The sequence below is a fragment of the Sedimentibacter sp. genome, from assembly GCF_032080165.1.
GTDB lineage: Bacteria > Bacillota > Clostridia > Tissierellales > Sedimentibacteraceae > Sedimentibacter.
In genome coordinates this window covers 82,623-98,189 of record NZ_DAMASY010000005.1, presented here as the reverse complement: position 1 = coordinate 98,189, position 15,567 = coordinate 82,623, and the positions used below count along the sequence as shown (strand labels likewise).

Below are 15,567 nucleotides of genomic sequence, written 5' to 3'. Positions count from 1 at the left end.
AACTACACTTCCGCACTCATATTTCTGTTATTAAGGCATCTGTCCAGCCTTTCTTTGACAGCAGATGCAACCACCTCGGATAATTTTACGGGAACAGCGTTGCCTATCTGCTTGTACTTGCTGGTAAGATTGCCCGAAAAATACATACCCGGAGGAAATGTCTGTATGGCAGCACATTCCTGCCAGCTGAACCTGCGGGTATTTCCGTTGTCACCGAATTTCCATACATCAGCCGATTCTTTTATCATATCAGGACTCGAAGGATGCAGCGGAACCTGCTTTGCCATTGCCGGTATGGTATAGCTGGCTTGATTCCAGTTCCTTTTTCTGTTACGACTCATAAATCTTGATGAATATGAGGCATTGCAAATGTCATGAGCATCAGACTCCTGAATATCCTTTAAAGCATCATAAAGAGTTGCCTTATAGTCAAAAGGTTCAGGAAATTCAAATGTTTTTATGAACAAATCCTTTCTGAACCCGATCATCAGCACTCTCCACCTGTCCTGCGGAACTCCGTAATCTGCGGCATTGACCAGATTAGGATAGACATCGTATCCTTTTTCCGAAAAGTCCTCTATAATTGCGGTGATAATCTCTCCGTCGCCTAAGGTCAGTATTCCCTTGACATTTTCCGCAACAAATGCATAAGGCTGATTTGTTTCCAGCAGCTTAACAAAATATCTGTACAATGAATTCCTCTTGTCGTCAATTTTTCTCGGTCCGGCTAACGAAAACCCCTGACACGGAAAGCCTCCCAATACAATGTCACTCTCAGGAATATTTTCCACTCCGATTTTTCCGATATCTCCGCAAACCACTTCCGCATCGGACCATGCTCTGTGTGTCTCACATGCATCTGCGTCTATATCATTTGCCCATATTGTTTTACATCCTGAATTTTCAAATCCCATATCAAGACCACCGGCACCCGAAAACAATGAAACAACACTATATTCTTTAGGTTTTTGCAAGTCATTAAGTCGTATTATTTTGTTTTTCATTTGCATAAACCTCCCAAACGTTTCTTAATTAATATATAACAATTATAACGCAGGCAGTATGAAATGTAAAACATAAATTAATCACCGAACCCTTATTTGCTATCAATATATTACATCGGAAAGATACTCTCCGACGCACAATTGGATCATTCTCAGCATCCAGATAGTCATCAATAAATTGCATTAAATATTTTAAACCTATTCCGTAAAAAACATATTGACTCTCACATTGTGGTATACTCTATAATGTAGATGAGCTCAAAAAACACATATATGTGAGGAAATAAAAATGCTGAAAATAGGTGATTTTTCAAAACTATCAAGAATCAGTATACGTATGCTGCGACATTACGATGAAATCGGTCTGCTTATACCTAAAAGCACAGATGAATTTACCGGTTACCGCTATTATTCGGAAGATCAGTTGTTGGTTGCAGGTAGGATTACAGCTCTTAAAGATATGGGATTTGGCCTTGCTGCCATTACTGAAATTTTTGAAAACTACGATAATCCGCAAGCATTGGCTAAATTTTTATCGGTAAAGCGGGCTGAGGTTCAGTCGCAAGCTGATGAAACGGCGCACCGTTTGCTGCTTCTTGAAACAGCCGTCAAGCGGCTGAGAAAGGATGGAACTGCTATGAATTACAATGTAACATTAAAAACTCTGCCGGAACGATATGTGGCCAGCGTCAGGCAGATTATTCCCAATTATGATCAAGAGGGAATCCTATGGCACCTTATGATGAAGGAAATCGCACATCTTAATATTCAGGATGGCACTCCCTGCTATACGCTTGCGATTTTTCATGACAAGGAATATAAAGAAGATGATGTAGATGTTGAAGTGCAGAAATCCGTGAAGGGCAGTTACCCTGACACCGAACACGTTGTGTTCAAAACGGAGCCTCCCGTACAGATTGCTTCTGCTACCTACAAAGGCGGCTATGACCAAATAGATAAGGTAAATGAAGCTGTTGCTAATTGGGTGAGGGATAACGGATACGAATTTTATGGAGCTATGTTCAATATCTACCACGTAAGCCCCCACGAAACACAGAATCCAAAAGAATGGGTGACCGAGGTCTGCTATCCCGTTAAAAAAAATAATATATAAAACAGCAAGCGGGTTACTGAAAGCATAGCCTAACAAGGAAGCTTTCACAACCCGCTTCTTTTTAAAATCATCTATTGTAACTGCAAGTTTATTGTTTCTCTATTTGTTCTGCCAAATCATTAAGGTAAATCCATCTGTTCATTTTTTCTTCCAGCTGCTGTTCCGTTTCTTGCTTTTCATCCATTAATTTCTGCAGCTTGACATAATCAGCTGCATGAACTCCCATCTGTGATTCCAAATCAGCTATTATTGCTTCCAGATTTGCTATATCCTCATCTATAGTGCCATATTCCTTTTCTTCTTTAAATGAGAATTTAAGCTTCCTGGGCTTTTCCCTTATTTCTGTAAATTCCTTTTTTTCATATTTTTTAACTTCTTCGCGGCTTCTGTCTTCTGCTATCCAGGCTGCGGCATAATCAGAGTAACCTCCGTTGTATTCCCTGACTGTTCCTGTATTGTCTCCGGGAAGTTCTAATATTGTTTTTACAACCTTATCCAGGAAATATCTGTCATGAGACACAGTTATTACAGCTCCGTCAAAGCCCTCTATATAATCCTCCAATATGGTCAGTGTTTCAATATCTAAATCATTGGTTGGCTCATCCAGCAATAATATGTTGGGTGCCTTCATCAGGATGCTTAAAAGAAACAGCCTTCTTCTTTCTCCGCCGGAAAGTCTGTAAATTGTGTTATACTGTACATCCGGTGTAAACAAAAATCTTTCAAGCATTTGCGATGCGGTTATTTTCCCTTCCCTTGTCTCAACAATTTCCGCTATACCCTTTATATAATCTATAACTCTTTGAGAATCATCAACATCATCTGCTTCCTGTGAAAAATAACCAAGCTTAACCGTGCTTCCAATATCAACATATCCACTGTCAGGCCGGATTCTTCCTGCTATTATATTCAATAATGTAGATTTTCCGGCTCCGTTATTTCCAACGATACCGATTCTTGCATCTCTGGTAACAATGTATTCAAAATGTTCAACAATAACTTTTTCATCATAACTTTTTGAAATATTTTTAATTTCTATGGTCTTTTTACCAAGTCTGGACGAAACAGAACTTAATTCTAATTTCTCCTCACTATCTGTTCCTATCTGTTCCTTCAGCTTTTCAAATTCTTGTATTCTACCCTTTGCCTTTGTGCCTCTCGCTCTGGCTCCTCTTTGAATCCAGGCATACTCCTTCTTGTATAATGCCTGTTTTTTTCTTTCACTGCTCATGTCGTTTTCTTCACGCAAAGCTTTTAGCTCCAGAAATTTTGAATAGCTCCCTTCATAAGAATATATACTGCCTTTATCCAGTTCAACTATTCTGTTTGAAATTCTGTCCAGGAAATATCTGTCATGAGTAACCATCAATATAGCACCCTTATATCTTTTCAAATAATTCTCCAGCCACAGTATCATGCCATTATCCAGGTGATTGGTCGGCTCATCCAATATCAACAGCTCGCATGGATTCACCAATGCGCTTGCTATTGCAACTCTTTTTCTTTGTCCAACGGAAAGTATATTTACATCCTTGTCAAACTCTGTTATGCATAGTTTGTTTAATATTGACTTTGCTTCATATTCCATCAGCACCTTGGTTTCAGTAGAAGCATTGATAAAAACCTGCTCTAACACAGTTGTATTTTTATTGAATTCAGGATCCTGAGGCAAGTAGCAGACCCTTACACCATTGCTGTATACAACATTGCCGCTGTCAGGCTCCTCGATCAGAGAAGCAATCTTAAGCAATGTTGATTTACCGGTTCCGTTTACTCCTACAAAACCGATTTTATCGTTATCATTAATATATAAAGTTACATCATCCAGTAAAGCCTTTTCTCCAAAGCTTTTAGATATATTTTCAAGTGTTAAAATCATATAATTGCCTTTCATAAAGTTTGCTCTATTATATCATATCTGAGCCGAGTGCAGCGCAAGCTCGCTTGCATTGCCGAGGCGATGGTATGATATATGTATTATATCATTTTAATCTAAATAAATATATACTAAACCTCAAGATAAAATTATTGTACTGTACTTTGAGCCTGCCACACAGATCCCACCGTGTGAATCACATGCTTTGATAACAAGCTGTAACAATGGTCGTATTGCCGAATACTATGGTAGTACAATATATTTAATATTACGTATAGATTTGTATGAAAGGGAATGATGTCTGTGTTAAAAATATTGTTGTTCGGCAATGCCGAAGAGCGCAAAATCCTTGAGGAAGCTTTGCTTCAGCCTCTTAAGGAATATAAGATTACCTTTGAAATTCACAATTTATCGAATCCGCAGAAATTTATGAAAAATTATCTGTTTAATAATGACTATCATCTCATTGTAATGTGCTCAGACGGCAATACAAAATATATATTCAAAAGCTGCAGCAACACACCGCTCATTCATGTCGTTACAGGCATCATGAGCTTTCCGCCCACAGCAGAGGAAATTGATGATAAACTTATGAGAAACCCGGAGCTGGCAAGCTTTTTCTCCCCCGGAGAATACACAATTACCCACCGTGACTGCACATGTAAAATTCCTTACATGGATATAGATTACATTCAGAGAGATAACGATAAAACTATAATACATCTGACAAACGGAGAAACTGAAACCACTTCAAAAAACATAGGAAAGGTAATGTCGGAGATTAACAGGGAATATTTTGCAAAAAGTTCTCCCGGACTTTTTGTAAACACCCGCAACATTTGCAAAATACACAATTCATGCCAACATTACAAGACTGTGGAGCTTAAATCCGGTGCCATGGTAGAACTGAAAAGCATATATTTTGACAAATTCAGAGATGCCTATTCCCTGTCGGTTGCAAAGCTGGCCAGCTTAAAGGTACTCGACGATTAATGCATAACATTTATGCTTTTATGCAGGTTGTAAAAAGTATGAACTCATGAAATCGCAGGGTTTCGTTTAACTTATTATAAAACCTTTTTGTAAAAAAATTAAGTTTTCGTTGCAAATATCACGTTTACCAAAAACAGGAAGCTCAAAATGAATATATGCAGCTTTGCATATAATTATACACAGAAATCCCCGTATCCAAAAGCGGTTTTAAAAACTGTCTTTAATTTTAAATACAAAAGTATTTGATTATTAATACAAGATAATAAATCAGAATTCTAAAAAGGTTTGTTCATTATGAAAAATAAAATTGCACTTCTTGGAGATGCCGAAAAGCGGGGTCAGATGGAGGCAGTATTGTCCAAATGCCTCAAGGCACACGATATTCCCTTTGAAATACATCATGTTTCCGACTCACAGAAATTCATACATGAGTTTCTGTTTAATAATGATTTCCGTCTTTTTATGGAAAGCACAAGAGGAGCCATAACATATATGCTGAAAATCTATACCAATTTTGACCGGCAATGCTCACGCCACGTTGCAGGAACCCTGAAACCCCCTTTGACACAAAACAAGTTTATAAATCATATGCTTGAAGTCATCAAATCATCGAATGTCTGCCCATATGGTATGTACGCGGCAAAAAATGCAAAAATGTCCCGTCTGATTCCCCATGAGGACATCCAGTTCATCTATAAGGAAAAATACAAATCGATGATTTACCTGCACAACGGAGAATACGTAGAAGAGGTAACAACCCACGCCAAAGTCCTGAAGGAGCTGGACACAAGCTACTTTTTCAAGTGTCACCAGAGTTATGTTGTCAACTTCTTTAATATTGAAGAAATAAGCGATGACTACAAATTTATCCTTATGAAGTCCGGCGACATAATTCCAATGTCAAGACTTGGATTCAAGCAATTGGTAAAAGCCATTTCGCTTTCAATTACGGGTGTCAATTCATTTGATTATTGATGCATCTGCACTGCCCTATTATGCTTTCTTTCCTGCACAATATGAGAATTAAATATGTTGACTATCCCCTTAGGGACTGGCTTAAAATAGTTCTGAGAGTAATCAGAATTATGTAAGGAGTACATTTGCAATAAATTTCGTCAATAAATACGCTTATCCGGAATTACTCCCCTCACTCCGCCTCTTGGATTTTCCATATCACCGCTGTATCTTGGGATCAGGTGAATATGTAGATGCATTACTGTTTGCCCGGCTGCGATACCACAGTTGATTCCAATATTGTAGCCTTGAGGAGCAAATTTTTCGTCAGCCATTTCCTTGCATTTATCAACCAATTCCCACAATTTTAATTTTATTTCTTCATCAACTTCAAAATAGTTTTCAATATGCTTTTTAGGTATTATGAGCATATGACCTTTACTAACCGGAAACGCGTCATAGATAACAAAAGCATCTTCATTTTCTAAAATTATTCTATTTTTATCTGTATTACAAAATATACAGCTCAATTTATCACCTATTCATTATAATATTTTTTTAAAGCTTTATCGCAATAACTGATTATAATCTTAATTTTTTCATTTGTAAGTTTATTCCATATATTTTTATTAAACTCTACATATTCAATATCCCTGCTGCGTTTCATAAATCCCATATCTTCAAACCTTTTAAAAGGATTGCTGAAAACATTTTGCATTACCTCATTTCTTGTATAATCAGTTCTTAGATATATACATTTCTTCTTTTCAACAATAAGACCCTTCTTCCTTCTGTCCTCATAAAAACATATAAAATAATCAATTAGATCCTCAATTGATACTTTCCCATTTTCATCTGTATTTTCAAGCATTGCATACAATAAAACAGGCTTATAAGAATATGACATGTCCATCTTTTCAACCATTTCCATGAATTTTTCCATCATATTAACAGGAGTTATTATATCCCAATTATACTTTTTGGCGTAATTTTTAACTGTATCTTCATAGAAAAAGTTAAAGTTTCTGTAACCGGTTTCCACTGCTCTGTCAGGAATAATTTTACCTTCATTGATATACCTTGATATTGTTTCATTTTGAACTGAAACCATGCGAACAAATTCATTTTGAGAAATCATATTTTTCACTTCATCTCTCCAGTTAAAAATATTTATTTCTTCATAATCCGTTTCATAAATAGGTATATCCAAATATAAATGTGGTCTTTCACCCCTTCTCCACAAATCAAACTCAAACCTCTTCTTTGCTTTAGGTGCCAAAACAAAGCTTCCCGGTCGGTATTCCTTTTCATTGAACATTCTGTGCATTGATAGTGCTTCGTTAAACACGTTAGCATTGTCCACAAAATCAAACACCGTCAAACATTCCTTATCCTCGGACTTTCTCATACCTCTTCCAAGCTGCTGCATATATATTGTTTTAGACATAGTGGGTCTTGCCATAAATAAGACTTCTGTTTTTGGACTGTCCCAGCCTTCATTCAATAAGTCACATGCACACAAAACATTGATGCTGCCATTTTCATAATTGCTCAATATCTCTTTTCGTTTCTTGGAATTTGTGCTTCCTGAAACCGATTCTGCAAAAACGCCTTTTTCTTTCAATAAGCGTGCAATTTCTTCACCATGCTTAACGGATACACAAAATATGACAGTCTTCTTGTTTTTAATATAATTAATGTAGGTATCAACTATAAGATTATTTCTTTCCGGTATGTACATCTTGTTTTCCAAATCAAGAAAGTTATATTTAATTCCATTAAATCTTACATGAGTCAAATCTATATTTGTTTTAATTCTGATACATCTTACAGGAACCAATTCGTCCTTTTCAACCGCAGTCAGCAAGTCCAATTTATGAGCGACATTTTTAAATAAATCAAGTATTTGCTCTCCGTCAGATCTTTCAGGTGTGGCTGTAAGTCCTAAAGTAAATTCAGGCTTAAAATAACCTAATATTTTTTTGTATGAATCAGCCGCACTGTGATGAGCCTCATCTATTATTATATAATGAAATTCCTCCGGATCAAACTGTTTTAAATTAGCATTGACACTTTGAATGCTGCCGCAAACTACATCCCCATATCTTGATTCAGCGACATAAATATTTACATCAGCCTCCGACCACATCTCGCTGAATGTATCATAAGCTTGAGTTATAAGTTCATTTCTATGTGCAAGAAACAAGGTCTTTTTCCCCACAGTCTTTGCGTCTGCAACCGCTGTTACAGTCTTGCCTGTTCCGGTAGCATGATAAAGCAAAGCTATGGAGTTTCCTTCCTCTCTAAGCTTTGCCAAACTATTCAACGCTTCCTTTTGATGATCCTTTAGTTCAATAATTTTACCTTTTTGCTTAGGTAAAAAATCCAGCAACTCTTTAAACACCGGATACTCGCCTAAAAACAAAGCAAGCTCATCCTTAACTCTATCAGAAGACTTTGCCAATTGCTTGTCAGTCCATCGGTAAAGCTTCCAGTTTTCATAAATTAAACTGTTTTGACGCATCAACTCATCATAATATTTTTCATCGGAAATTTTCCTTTTATCATGAACTATTTCACCGTCAATTTCTACAGCTATTTTTATATCTTCACTTTCAAAGGCAAAATCTATAAATCTATTATTGCCGTAAATATCAACAAAAGGATACTGTATTGCTATGTACTGAGTATTTTCGATTCCGAAAACATCGGTAAACAATTCTATGAACTTGTCTTCTGCTCCGCTGGATAAATGAATTTCACTTTTTTTCATATTGTCACCTTCATCATGCATCTTTTTATATTTTGCATACATTACCGTATGTCCGGTTCCTCTGCCACTTCCGTCTATAATGCAAAAATTATCCTGTTTGAAAATATATTTATTTTTTATTTATCCATAGTTCCTTTTTTTATATGATATTTAATGCCTCTATTTTGACAGAAATCAATAACTTTTTGCGCTTCTTCATTATAGAAAACTTTATGATCGGAGTATGCTGTTATTTCTTTACTATAATTAGTACGACCAAAAATAATCTTATCTGTAAATGAAATTGTTTCAAGTATTGAATAAATATCTTGAGCCATTAAATTTGGAGTTGGATAGGGCTCAACACTTACCCAAGTCTTATATCCAGAATCATGTAATTTTTGTAATGATGATAATCTGTCTTGATATGTAGCTGAACCAGGCTCTATTTTCTTTCGATATTCCTCATCTAAAGAAATAAGAGTAATTCCGTATTCATTTTCTTTTGAAAAGGTAGATAATTCAATTGGTAACACACCCTTAGTAAGAACTGTACATTTAATATTAGCATCATTCAATTTTTTTATTGCTGCAAGACTCATTTCCTTTATTTCATCGTAGCCATACATGAAAGGATCTGTAGTAAAGCAAAGCTGTACGGACTTAATTTTCGACTTCAAGCGTGGAATTTCTTTATCAAGTAGATCTAGGGTATTAGTAACCAAAAACGGTTCTAACCACCCTTCGTATGACAAAACCTTTCCAAAGCGCTTGGCCATAAGAAAAGCATAACATGGATATTTGCAGCCATGTGAGCATCCAAGTACATGGTTCATAGTGTAATCTCCATACTCCACACCTGTTTTATAAAGCATAGATTTGCGTTCTATATATCCTTTAACGGTATTCATTTTGTAGCCCTCCTTATTATTACGCTTTGCCTTTTGCTCTCAGTAAATGTGCGACTTGGTTTGTTATTCTCCGTAAGCGCTGGATTACGGTCAACAGATATTAGTCCGCTATCCTCCATGGTTTTCCATATCTTCTTGATTAATCCTGTTTTGCAGATAACACCATACTCAGTAAAAAAACATGCTAATAATTTATCAGCTCCAATACCTTGAGGAAAATTATCTAAAAAAACCTGCATCTTATCTTGTATTTCATCCATATTGATGATTTCATTCTCAACATTAAGGTCAAACAAGCTCAGTTGACCTCCTCGTTGAATTTCAATAAATAGCTCATCCGAACGCGATGCCATATTATCAGCCATCAGAATACATCCATGCTCATGGTTACTAACATGAATCATTCTGTATTTTGGTCGTTGACCAGGTTTTAAACGTATAGGCATATCTAATACATATGTGTATTTTTCTCTTAATCGTTCTTTATATTTTGTTGAAAAACGATTTTCAGCTTCATACCCATCAAATTTCTTAGCCTTGTAATCCATTACAATGTCTTTCCAATAATCTCCACCAGCTATATTACTTAATAATTCTTCAGATTGTTGCGATACGCTAATATACGTTGGATCATACTCAACAATTTCCTCAAGACTATTTAATGCCTCATCATTTTTATAGTCTACTTGCATGACACGGCAAGCATCTCTAAAAAAGCCAAAAGAATTCATATTAATCAATAATTCAATACTATAGAAACCATAAGACGCAAATTTATCAAATAAATTTGAATCTAATGCCCGAATTCCATATGGATCAATATAAAGAAAAATATTAGCTCCTCGTTTATTCGAAAGAATTTGTTCTATCTTTTCTTCATATTTGCCTGATATTACTGTTAATGATCCACTACTATCGCAAAAATCAGCAATATTTGCTTTTAATTCATCCGCATAATTCAAATCAATAAAACAAGTATTTATACGAGCATTTTCTGCCTTAGAACGTTTTATGCAATCATCTCGTATTTTTAATGCAATTATTGGTGAGCCATCATTTCCATCATCAAATTTTCCTTTGCCTGCAAAACAGTCAACATAAAATATTTCTTTTCTTGTCATTAATAACTTTTGAAAATATTGAGGTAAATAGCAGCTAAGTAATCGATCCTTAATTTCTGACCAACTATTTTTGCTTTTAAAAAAATCTTTATTATCTTTAGACATACAATTCTCCTTACAATCTAAGCTGAATTCCGAATTATGTCCTTTCAAAATATGTTTTCATATCAATCTAATTTACTATTTTCAAATGTTTAATCTTTATGTTATCCCATAACAATTACAGAATTAGCAATTCTTCTCTCTCTTCCATCAGGCGTAGTATAAAATCGCTGTTCTATTCCATATAACAAAAGTTTAAGTTCTTTCTCATTACTAATTTTAAAAGAGTCGTTTTCAGCAATTAAGTCAGACAATAATCCCTTATACAATCAAACACTATCGTCCTCTGAGCATCATCAAAACTATTAATCGCATCGACTGCCATTGCAATTCTTTTTCTGTTCGCTTGCTTAACATTCTCAGCGGAAAATCCTTCTTGTAAACTTATAAACTCATTTTCTAAAAACTCAACTGTTTCTTCTTGTGTAGCCTCTCGATATAGAGTATCAATTCCAACAAAAATTTTTGATATTGAAGACAGTTTTTTAAAATATAATATGTCTACATTATTTATGTAAATTGCATCGGGTATTGAATTAATTGCTATGTCACGACTATTCGATGTGAATGTAAATCTGTCTCCAAGATTGATATATCTTCGATTGTACTGCAACTGACTTTTTGTAATATTTTGGAAATAATACGCATTGTCATCTTGATATGAAAATATAAAATCAATTCTATCTGCTTCTTCATGTCTTAGACATGTACTATATTCAGCAGATACGAAATCTTTCTGCAATATATCCAGACAATATTCTTTTTGTGAAAAATCCTCTATTCCAAACCAACAATCTTCATCTAGATTGTGAGTAGGACTATATTCCACATGATTTGTAAGGTCATCAGGTAAAGTATACAAAGTTTCTCCTGTTAGTATTTTACGATATTTGAAGCCTGTACCTTTTTGTCTTATTTTTGCAATTGTATGATTCATGTTCTTTACTCCTCCTCATCAATGAATGTAGTGTTGTTAATTCGTCTTAACCTTGGAAACTTAATGCCTTTAGTTGTATTAATTTCCTTTTTGCTTATAATAAACAGCTTTACATTATTTATTGTCATTATATAATAAAACTTGTAACCAAACAATAAAAACAAGGGGTTATAATACAAAGTTTGTGATAAATATGTAAATATAAAAACTATAAAATATACAAACATTATTGTTTCCGTTGACTCAACTCCAAGTGCTACAAAGAAGTAACCAAGATAACTTGGTAAAAATACATTGTTTGCTTCTTCAACATTCAATAACTCACAATTTATGTCATCTCGGCTCAAAAACCTTTTCATCCATAAACTTATTATAGTTAGTAACAAAGGAATTAAAAGAAAAATAATATATGAAATCCAGACTGGAAACTTTTCTAAGAACAGAAGATAATATCTCTCTTTTATCAAGTAAACAATAAGCATTGTTGATGTTGAATTAAACGTTAAGAATAATTTAAATGTAAAATTCATCTTGACTCCCTCCCAGATATTTGTCTTCAATAGCCATATTATTCCTCTTAATAGTATTTTATAGAACATTTGTTCGTTTGTCAACAATAAGTTTTTATCGTATTTATTTATCCATACTTAACAGCTGGACTCTAAAGTGCACTAATTGATAAAATAAACTTTTTCAAATGACGTCTAATTATTTAAATTAAACTCTTTAATAAGAAGTTTGACCATAAAACGTGCGGTCTCTTCATCTAATTGAATCGATTGACTAATCTTTTCAGGATTTTCACGTTCAGTCTTACCATATGTGTCAAATTGAATGAACTTTTCTCCGTTTTTTTCAAATAAGGTATATGTAGTATGAACTTTTTCATGAATTGTATTACGTTGTTTTTCAAGTTTCTTAATACTGCTTAAATCAATCTGTGCCAATGAAATCATCTCCTTTTAATTTATGTATTTACAGGCATTTTCGAAATACCACAACCAAATGTTTGTGCTAACCTAGGTCAACGTCTCATCAAAAAGTAGGTCAATATAAGTATATTTAAGAGATGAAAAAGTAAATTAAATAAATGTTATTGCTTAAATTTTCCTCAACTGTTTGCCATCTCTTTTTATTATACACATAATTTATCTGCTCCCCCAAATCAACAGTTTCTTGGCTTTACAAGAATTATTTACATAATAATGCGCGGCTGCTAATATCTGTTGTAAAACACGTGAAATATATTCACTCAGGAAGAACCCCCAGTAAAGTTCAGTCCAATAAATCCAATGTTGATAGTGACACCTTCAAATTTAACATTTGATAATGCTTGTTTTATTCCTTTAAACATCATACGGCATCCCTCCTTTATTTCCTTAGCTGGGTTTGGTTGGTGGTCCTCCAAGGATTGGTCCTTCCAGAGTGAATATATACTAATTTAGGTGAATTATTTACAATTCAATAGCATTTAATATGTCTTTTAACTTCTTGATTTCCTCATAAGTCAGCGTAACACCCTTACCCATCTTTTCATGAGCAGGATCCCACTCTCTCAAGTCATACTTGGGTTCTTTATCATTCCAGCTTACAAGATTAAGCTCCTTAGCCCAACCTTTTGCCGATTCTGAAATAACACCAATATTTTCTTTTATCTCGTATTTGATTTCAGCCATTAAGCATTCTCCTTTTCATACTATTCCTGCCCTAACGAAAACACTGATGTTTCAGCATTCTCTTGAATAACCATGACAGGCCACCAAAACGGAGCACCACTCCAGTCATTCTCTTTCAAGCCTTCTTGTCTAAGCATTATAATTGCAGGCTCTTCTTTTGCCATATTTCTTGCTGGTTTCAAATCCCCATCTCTGTTATCAGGCATATCTGAATAATATCTTGATTTTCTATGTTTTTTGATGTTTCTTTTATCACGTGCAACAATATGAACTTTTTCCTTTGATAGATAATCTATAATAGCAATAAATCTCTGCTTGTCTACCGTGTATGGATTCTCAATATCAAGACATTCATACACATTATTTATCAATTTCAGTGCATCTTGCTTTGAGATTGTAAATTCACCTCTTAGATTCCCATTGCATTTATCACTAATAAATCGATCTATATACCAAATATATTTTCGTGAATAAGTTATCGGTTTATTCTTAAAACCAACTGGCAATATCCTTTCATGCGATCGGATTACTTTCGTCTTTGTAAGTAAAATCTTTTGCGGACTACATGGAATCACCTTATCTTCATCATCAATAGCAAGAAAAACAACACCCGATTGATTCTTCCCGTTCTCAATATCAACTCGAAGTCTTGAGTCAAATTCATTAATTCTTGCCATACGTTCATAAAGATCTACCGTCGTATAAAACTTAGTAACTGCAAGATCTCTTTTGTCTCTATATCCATACATCCTTGAGTGCTGCAAAACCGTATCCTGCTGCATTTTTTGAGGGCGCCTTCCATAGTAGAAACCAATCATATTTTCGATGGTCACTCCTCTATCAAGAATTTGTCCACCAACAAAAATAGTCATTGGCACGCGCAATTTCAATTGCCCATTGTCATCAAGCAATGTATCTATCTGATTTTCCGAGTTTACTAATACACTTTTTATCCAACCGTCCTCAATAGCTATATAGAAAGTGTTTTTAATTTCTTGAATACCTGGAACACTAAAGCCATGTGCTGAAACGGATGTAATCATTTCTTGTATGGATTGATTAATGTACTCTTCGATTAAATCACTCTTTCTTCTTGCTTCAATTTCAATCTGATTAACCATTTCTTCAATTAAATCAAACTGTCTAGAATGAGATGATTTTTTCGTTTCGGTATGAACTAGGAAACTAAACTTATTTTTACTACCTTTCGCTTCGCCTCCATTTTGAATGATTCTAATACATGCCCCAATGATAAAATTAAAAATTGATTTTCTAAGTCCAATGATTTTTTTACTATAAAGAGCTTCTTCTTCCTTCAACCTTCTTCTATCACTGGATTTAAGTATTTCTAGTTCATCAAATTCAATTTCAGAAAACAATAAATCTCTATGAGGATTGACATGGTCATCAAAGTAGTAACCTCCACCAACATAACCTTCACCAAATGGAACTAATACTGTATCAAATGGCTTAATGGGTTCTATTCGTTCACCTCTGACTATGACACTTTCTGGTTGAAGATAAAGCGAGTATGGCGTAGCAGTTACTTGAATGAACTTATATGACAAGCGCACTCTTAACTCATTAATCTGTGAAGCTATTTTTCTCAGATCAAATTCTTCATCATCCTTATTTTTTTGAAATCCAACTGATGTAAAATCCGCCTCATCATCAATTATTAAGCACTTTTTATTACCTTCAAATGAATATCTTTTTAGAAAATTCAATAGAGCCGGCAAATTCTCATGCTGTTTCTTGACTACTAAAATGATTTTTCTGTTGATTTCATATTTAGAAAGTTCATTAGGCATAACCATAACGTCATATACGCCTAAATGGTCATTATCAATAAATGACTTGAACTCCCTATTCATTCTGGCAGTCGTTTGCTTTACGAGAGCCTTAGAGTTTTTCGTTAACACAATCGAAAGGTCGTACCCATTATCGAATGCTAATGAGATCACACCAATAAATGCTCTCGTTTTTCCGCTTTGAATTCTACCAAGCATCATCAATGGAGTATCAACGGTTTCTTCTAGTTTTTTTAGCGACTCTTCAATACAGTTTTTTAGTTTTTCATCATATTCTTTGCTTTTCTCAGTATAAAAAATCCCATCAAATATCATT

The 15,567-nt window shown here is 34.5% G+C and carries 14 protein-coding genes; 3 read left to right on the top strand and 11 right to left on the bottom strand.

The features are described from left to right. Positions 1-2: 2 nt before the first annotated feature. Positions 3-1,004, bottom strand: a complete 1,002-nt coding sequence (locus RT412_RS08670) for a DNA cytosine methyltransferase (RefSeq protein WP_313340088.1) — start codon at positions 1,002-1,004, stop codon at positions 3-5. Between the two features lie 289 nt (positions 1,005-1,293). Between RT412_RS08670 and RT412_RS08665 the strand changes: the two genes are divergently transcribed. Continuing rightward, positions 1,294-2,118 (top strand): MerR family transcriptional regulator, encoded by an 825-nt coding sequence (locus tag RT412_RS08665; protein ID WP_313340087.1) that lies wholly within the window; start codon positions 1,294-1,296, stop codon positions 2,116-2,118. Between the two features lie 88 nt (positions 2,119-2,206). Here RT412_RS08665 and RT412_RS08660 read toward each other — a convergent pair whose 3' ends face one another. Next, the gene (locus RT412_RS08660; protein WP_313340086.1) at positions 2,207-4,012 is read right to left on the bottom strand and encodes an ABC-F family ATP-binding cassette domain-containing protein; all 1,806 of its coding nucleotides are present in this window, start codon (positions 4,010-4,012) and stop codon (positions 2,207-2,209) included. A gap of 285 nt (positions 4,013-4,297) precedes the next feature. Between RT412_RS08660 and RT412_RS08655 the strand changes: the two genes are divergently transcribed. Next, the gene (locus tag RT412_RS08655) at positions 4,298-4,987 is read left to right on the top strand and encodes a LytTR family transcriptional regulator DNA-binding domain-containing protein (RefSeq protein WP_313340084.1); all 690 of its coding nucleotides are present in this window, start codon (positions 4,298-4,300) and stop codon (positions 4,985-4,987) included. 294 nt (positions 4,988-5,281) lie between these two features. Next, positions 5,282-5,962: a LytTR family DNA-binding domain-containing protein gene (locus RT412_RS08650; RefSeq protein ID WP_313340082.1), complete on the top strand. Its 681-nt coding sequence runs from the start codon at positions 5,282-5,284 to the stop codon at positions 5,960-5,962. A gap of 140 nt (positions 5,963-6,102) precedes the next feature. Here RT412_RS08650 and RT412_RS08645 read toward each other — a convergent pair whose 3' ends face one another. From RT412_RS08645 to RT412_RS08605, 9 genes are all read right to left on the bottom strand, one after another. After that, entirely contained in the window at positions 6,103-6,471 is a 369-nt protein-coding gene (locus tag RT412_RS08645) for an HIT family protein (protein ID WP_313340081.1), read from the bottom strand. An 8-nt stretch (positions 6,472-6,479) separates the two neighbouring features. Further along, positions 6,480-8,714 carry a DEAD/DEAH box helicase gene (locus RT412_RS08640; RefSeq protein WP_313370221.1) on the bottom strand — a complete coding sequence of 745 codons (2,235 nt, stop codon included), beginning with the start codon at positions 8,712-8,714 and terminating at the stop codon, positions 6,480-6,482. Between the two features lie 116 nt (positions 8,715-8,830). Further along, complete coding sequence (locus RT412_RS08635; protein ID WP_313340079.1) at positions 8,831-9,604, bottom strand: radical SAM protein; 774 nt, start codon at positions 9,602-9,604, stop codon at positions 8,831-8,833. Beyond that, positions 9,601-10,830, bottom strand: a complete 1,230-nt coding sequence (gene tcmP / locus RT412_RS08630; protein ID WP_313340077.1) for a three-Cys-motif partner protein TcmP — start codon at positions 10,828-10,830, stop codon at positions 9,601-9,603. Before tcmP ends, RT412_RS08635 begins: the two co-directional genes overlap by 4 nt. Positions 10,831-11,068: 238 nt before the next feature. Continuing rightward, positions 11,069-11,764, bottom strand: a complete 696-nt coding sequence (locus RT412_RS08625) for a hypothetical protein (protein WP_313340076.1) — start codon at positions 11,762-11,764, stop codon at positions 11,069-11,071. Positions 11,765-11,769: 5 nt separating this feature from the next. Further along, positions 11,770-12,294, bottom strand: coding sequence for a hypothetical protein (locus RT412_RS08620; protein WP_313340074.1), 525 nt, complete (start codon positions 12,292-12,294; stop codon positions 11,770-11,772). Positions 12,295-12,468: 174 nt separating this feature from the next. Then, the gene (locus tag RT412_RS08615; protein ID WP_313340072.1) at positions 12,469-12,711 is read right to left on the bottom strand and encodes a methionyl-tRNA formyltransferase; all 243 of its coding nucleotides are present in this window, start codon (positions 12,709-12,711) and stop codon (positions 12,469-12,471) included. Between the two features lie 507 nt (positions 12,712-13,218). Continuing rightward, entirely contained in the window at positions 13,219-13,440 is a 222-nt protein-coding gene (locus RT412_RS08610; protein ID WP_313340070.1) for a PC4/YdbC family ssDNA-binding protein, read from the bottom strand. A 20-nt stretch (positions 13,441-13,460) separates the two neighbouring features. After that, complete coding sequence (locus RT412_RS08605; RefSeq protein WP_313340068.1) at positions 13,461-15,566, bottom strand: Z1 domain-containing protein; 2,106 nt, start codon at positions 15,564-15,566, stop codon at positions 13,461-13,463. Position 15,567: the final 1 nt, after the last annotated feature.

Excerpts from the sequence above, each read along its gene's own strand:
- RT412_RS08670 (WP_313340088.1), bottom strand. The coding sequence starts at position 1,004 with ATGAAAAACAAAATAATACGACTTAATGACTTGCAAAAACCTAAAGAA.
- RT412_RS08665 (WP_313340087.1), top strand. The coding sequence starts at position 1,294 with ATGCTGAAAATAGGTGATTTTTCAAAACTATCAAGAATCAGTATACGT.
- RT412_RS08660 (WP_313340086.1), bottom strand. The coding sequence starts at position 4,012 with ATGAAAGGCAATTATATGATTTTAACACTTGAAAATATATCTAAAAGC.
- RT412_RS08650 (WP_313340082.1), top strand. The coding sequence starts at position 5,282 with ATGAAAAATAAAATTGCACTTCTTGGAGATGCCGAAAAGCGGGGTCAG.
- RT412_RS08640 (WP_313370221.1), bottom strand. The coding sequence starts at position 8,714 with ATGAAAAAAAGTGAAATTCATTTATCCAGCGGAGCAGAAGACAAGTTC.
- RT412_RS08635 (WP_313340079.1), bottom strand. The coding sequence starts at position 9,604 with ATGAATACCGTTAAAGGATATATAGAACGCAAATCTATGCTTTATAAA.
- tcmP (WP_313340077.1), bottom strand. The coding sequence starts at position 10,830 with ATGTCTAAAGATAATAAAGATTTTTTTAAAAGCAAAAATAGTTGGTCA.
- RT412_RS08625 (WP_313340076.1), bottom strand. The coding sequence starts at position 11,764 with ATGAATCATACAATTGCAAAAATAAGACAAAAAGGTACAGGCTTCAAA.
- RT412_RS08620 (WP_313340074.1), bottom strand. The coding sequence starts at position 12,294 with ATGAATTTTACATTTAAATTATTCTTAACGTTTAATTCAACATCAACA.
- RT412_RS08610 (WP_313340070.1), bottom strand. The coding sequence starts at position 13,440 with ATGGCTGAAATCAAATACGAGATAAAAGAAAATATTGGTGTTATTTCA.
- RT412_RS08605 (WP_313340068.1), bottom strand. The coding sequence starts at position 15,566 with ATGATATTTGATGGGATTTTTTATACTGAGAAAAGCAAAGAATATGAT.